Origin of the sequence: Allomuricauda sp. F6463D (assembly GCF_023015965.1) — a bacterium.
GTDB lineage: Bacteria > Bacteroidota > Bacteroidia > Flavobacteriales > Flavobacteriaceae > Flagellimonas.
Genome location: NZ_JALKAN010000021.1, coordinates 1 through 301, shown reverse-complemented (window position 1 = coordinate 301; position 301 = coordinate 1). Strand labels below are relative to the sequence as shown.

At 61.8% G+C, this 301-nt stretch carries 1 protein-coding gene; it reads right to left on the bottom strand.

All coding sequences use genetic code 11. The annotated features are described in order from the left end of the window. Positions 1-301, bottom strand: a 301-nt coding sequence (locus MWU56_RS16470) for a hypothetical protein (protein WP_247046518.1), incomplete at both ends; no start/stop codon positions are given.

Sequence of the window (301 nt, the reverse complement as noted above, 5' to 3'; positions counted from 1 at the left end):
CTGCTGTTGCGTTGGCTGTTATGGTCAGTGTCATGGTGTCCTGTGCGTCGCCGCAGTTGGTGCTGGTGGCCTCCAGTGTGAGCACCACGTTCCCGGCGATGATGTCGTTGGGTCCGGGGGTGTATACGGGGGTCAGGATGGTACTGTCGTCAAAGGACCCGTCCCCTGCGCTGCTCCATGCCAGGTCGTCCTGCCCGGATGCGGTAGGGACGGTGGTGGATAGGGCGAGGTCCAGGTCATCTCCCTGGCAGATGGTCTCGTCGGACCCTGCATCTGCTGTTGCGTTGGCTGTTATGGTAAG